At 72.9% G+C, this 3,056-nt stretch carries 6 protein-coding genes and 1 pseudogene; 4 read left to right on the top strand and 3 right to left on the bottom strand.

The annotated features are described in order from the left end of the window. Together VF468_14955 and VF468_14950 are read left to right on the top strand one after the other, a co-directional pair. A partial coding sequence (locus VF468_14955) for a hypothetical protein (GenBank protein HEX5879592.1) occupies nucleotides 1–216 on the top strand: 216 nt, incomplete at its 5' end. Beyond that, the gene (locus VF468_14950; protein ID HEX5879591.1) at nucleotides 213–707 is read left to right on the top strand and encodes a GNAT family N-acetyltransferase; all 495 of its coding nucleotides are present in this window, start codon (nucleotides 213–215) and stop codon (nucleotides 705–707) included. The genes VF468_14955 and VF468_14950, both read left to right, overlap by 4 nt. 4 nt (nucleotides 708–711) lie before the next feature. On the opposite strand, the gene VF468_14945 is transcribed toward VF468_14950, so the two are convergent. Beyond that, nucleotides 712–876, bottom strand: coding sequence for a hypothetical protein (locus VF468_14945; protein ID HEX5879590.1), 165 nt, complete (start codon nucleotides 874–876; stop codon nucleotides 712–714). A gap of 201 nt (nucleotides 877–1,077) precedes the next feature. Next, nucleotides 1,078–1,239: pseudogene (locus VF468_14940) on the bottom strand (aminoglycoside phosphotransferase family protein). Between the two features lie 494 nt (nucleotides 1,240–1,733). Between VF468_14940 and VF468_14935 the strand changes: the two are divergent. Further along, nucleotides 1,734–2,240: a GNAT family N-acetyltransferase gene (locus VF468_14935; GenBank protein HEX5879589.1), complete on the top strand. Its 507-nt coding sequence runs from the start codon at nucleotides 1,734–1,736 to the stop codon at nucleotides 2,238–2,240. Between the two features lie 59 nt (nucleotides 2,241–2,299). Here VF468_14935 and VF468_14930 read toward each other — a convergent pair whose 3' ends face one another. After that, nucleotides 2,300–2,566 carry a DUF6458 family protein gene (locus VF468_14930; GenBank protein HEX5879588.1) on the bottom strand — a complete coding sequence of 89 codons (267 nt, stop codon included), beginning with the start codon at nucleotides 2,564–2,566 and terminating at the stop codon, nucleotides 2,300–2,302. A 250-nt stretch (nucleotides 2,567–2,816) separates the two neighbouring features. Here VF468_14930 and VF468_14925 point away from each other — a divergent pair. Beyond that, the coding region (locus VF468_14925) for a helix-turn-helix transcriptional regulator (GenBank protein ID HEX5879587.1) at nucleotides 2,817–3,056 on the top strand (240 nt) is incomplete at its 3' end.

Raw genomic sequence — 3,056 nt, 5'->3', positions numbered from 1 at the left:
GAGCTGAACGAGGCCGGGAAGGTCGTCAACGTCCAGGTCCAATGCTGGCGTGACGGCCGCCCGGCCAAGGCCGGCCCGGACCTGGACGCCATGCTGGCCCGGTGGCGGGCGCTCCGGCCCGGCGACGAGCTGGTGGCCGAGTGGGCCACACGACGCCTTCCCAGGACCGCGCCACGCGTCCGGGGTGTCCCGGCGCGGCGGCGAGTCCGCCGGTGAAGCTCGAGGTCCGGCGGGCCTCCGACGCCGACCTCGGCCCGCTGGTGGCGGCGCTCGGGTCGCGGCGCTTCTTCGGCGACTGCCTGGCCAGGCAGGGGGTCGGCGACGGGGTGCTGCTGGTCGCCTGGCTGGACGGGCGGCCGGTGGGCGACGTGTTCCTGGCCTGCCACCCGGCCGACGAGCCCGCGGTCCGCCGCCTGCTTCCAGGCGTCCCGCGGCTCGTCCACCTGGAGGTGGACGGCCGGCTCTGGCGGCGCGGCATCGGCACCGCCCTGATCCGGGCGGGCGAGGACAGGGCCCGCCGGCTCGGCCACCGGCGGCTCGCCCTCGGCGTCGGGGTGGACAACCCCGGCGCCCGGCGGCTCTACGAACGGCTTGGCTACGCCGACTGGGGCCACGGGACCGTCGTCGGCACCTGGCAGGAACGCGACCACGAGGGTCCGCCGGTGACCCACTCTGAGGTCCTGGACACGCTGGTCAAGGACCTCTGACAGGTCAGCCCGTCATCGTGCGCTCCAGGATGGGCCGGTGGCGCAGCATCCAGGCGGCGGCGCGTGTCTGCCAGGCGAGCGTCCACAGGGTGGTGGGGTCGTTCGAGCCGGGCGCGATCCGCCTGATCTCGGCCAGGTCGGCGCAGTCGCGGACGGCGAACTCGACCATGCGGGTCACCAGACCCGGCCGGGCGGCGGCCGGCAGGCCGTAGCCGTCCAGGAACGACCGCAGCCGCGCCCCCCGGCGGGCGGCGGCGTCAGGGGAGTGGCTGCCCGGGTCGAGGTCGTCGCCGAAGCCGAGCTGCGCGTTCCACCAGCCGGTGGCGGCCAGCTCCTCCAGGCGGTCGGTGGGGCCGGCCGTGGACCAGTCGATCAGCCCGACCGGGCGGCCCTCGCGCAGGATGACGTGCCAGGGGCCGGCGTCGCAGTGGCTGACGACGGCGCCGGGCGCGCGGCTGCGGAGGCTCCAGGGCCGCCAGCGTGCCCCTGGTGGCGGCCGGAAGCCGGCGGTGGCGTCGTGGAGGGCGCGCAGGAGCCGGCCGACCTGCCAGATGCCCTCGCCGGTGTAGGGGCGCGGGTGGGCGATCCGTGTAGGTCAGGACCTCCCGGCCCTGGTCGTCGTAGCCGTCGCCCACGACGCGGGGCGAGGCGGGGAACCCGACCTCCTCGAGGTGCCGGAGCAGGGCGTGCACGGCCGGTGTCCAGGGCCCGGCCGGGCGCAGGATCGTGTCGCCGTGGCGGACGGTCGCGGTGGGCTGCCCGTTGGAGCCGGGCAGCGGTTCGAAGGGGACATGCGATGACATGGAGTGCTCCTCGTGCAGCGTGGCAACGCCCCGCCCGGGGGCGTGGTCGAGACCAACCGTCAGGTCAGCTCCTGCGGTCGCAGACCGCGACCCTGCCGAGGACCATGATCGCCATGCGCACCTCCGCCGTCGCCGTGACGGTCGCACACCGGCGCCGCCCGGACAACGGGTATTCGACCGGCGACACGGGCTGGCGGCGGTTCGGGCGAGCTAGAGTACGGCCATGGAATCGCTTGTCGTCCGGCCGGCGCGACCGGATGACGCCGCGGACCTTGCCCGGAACTGGATCGACGGGGCACGGCACTACGTCGCGCTCGACGCCGACGCCTTCCAGGTCCCTCCCGCCGAGGGGCTGGCGGCGTGGTTCGAGGAGCTGCTGCGACGGCCACGGCCGGACGACGCCGTCTGGCTGGTCGGTGAGGTCGACGGCCGGGTGGTCGGAGATGTCGCCGCCCGTCTGGAGCGGCCGGCCGAGGACGCCGAGCGGCAGGTCCTCCGCGACCTTGGCCGGACACGCCTCTACGTCGACGCGCTCGGGGTGGCGGCCGCCTATCGGCGCCGTGGTGTGGGCGCACGGCTGATGCACGCCGTCGAGGCGTGGGGGCGGGACAGGGGCGCGGTCCGCTCCGTGCTCACCACCTACCACGACAGTCCGCTGTCGGTCCCGTTCTACGAGCAGGGCATGGGCTATGCGCGCAGGTCGATCGTGTTCGAGAAGCGACTGGCCTGAACAGCGAGGTCCACAGGAAGTGAGTTCTACGTCCTGGGACCGCTCGCCACGTCCAGCGACTAGGGAAGACCGTCGTCGAGGCGGCGTTCCTCGACCACGTCGGCCGGTGGCTCCAGCCCGACCATGCGGCGCCGGGCGTCGACTCTGCGCCGGCCCCAGGGAGTCACGGTGCTCCAGAACAACAGCGAGTACAGCAGCGCGACCAGGCCGATCAGCAACAGGATGACCCCGAGCGTGTTGACGTTGATCCCGGGGACGTCGGTCTCCACCGCGAAAGCCAGGATGGCGCCCAGCACCATCAGAAAGATGCCAACCCCGATCCTCATTTCCCACCGTCCTTCAGGCGCCGATGGCGAGCTTTCCAACTCGGGGATGCTTGCACCACGTGGTCAGACGCCAAACCGGGTCGGGCGGTGAGGCTGTGACGTGGTGATGCCAACTCCGCGGAAGGAGCGATCGCAGCAAGACAATGCGCTTCATTTGCCGAGCCGTCACGCAATCCGCAACAGCTACAGTGTTGTGTTCAACGTAGGGTCTAGGTAGACTACGAGTATGGAGCAGCAGCGGACCCCGCGCATGACCATCCCGACCCAGCTCGTCCTCCGGGCCCTGCTCGCCGACCCCTCCAAGGAGCTGTACGGCGTGGAGATCGGGACCGCGGCCGGGCTGCCCAGCGGGACCATCCATCCCATCCTGGCCCGGCTGGAGACCGTGGGCTGGCTGACCTCCCGCTGGGAGGACATCGACCCCCGAACCGAGGGCCGCCCGGCCCGCCGCTACTACCAGCTCACCCCCGACGGACTGGAACGGGCCCGG

The sequence above is a fragment of the Actinomycetota bacterium genome (assembly GCA_036280995.1).
Taxonomy (GTDB): Bacteria; Actinomycetota; CALGFH01; order CALGFH01; family CALGFH01; genus CALGFH01.
Note: the sequence above shows the minus strand (reverse complement) of the source record. Positions and strands in the feature narration are given on the sequence as shown.

Bases quoted from the DNA above. Each gene is read 5' to 3' on its own strand.
- VF468_14935 (HEX5879589.1), top strand. From the start codon at position 1,734: ATGGAATCGCTTGTCGTCCGGCCGGCGCGACCGGATGACGCCGCGGAC.
- VF468_14930 (HEX5879588.1), bottom strand. From the start codon at position 2,566: ATGAGGATCGGGGTTGGCATCTTTCTGATGGTGCTGGGCGCCATCCTG.
- VF468_14945 (HEX5879590.1), bottom strand. From the start codon at position 876: ATGGTCGAGTTCGCCGTCCGCGACTGCGCCGACCTGGCCGAGATCAGG.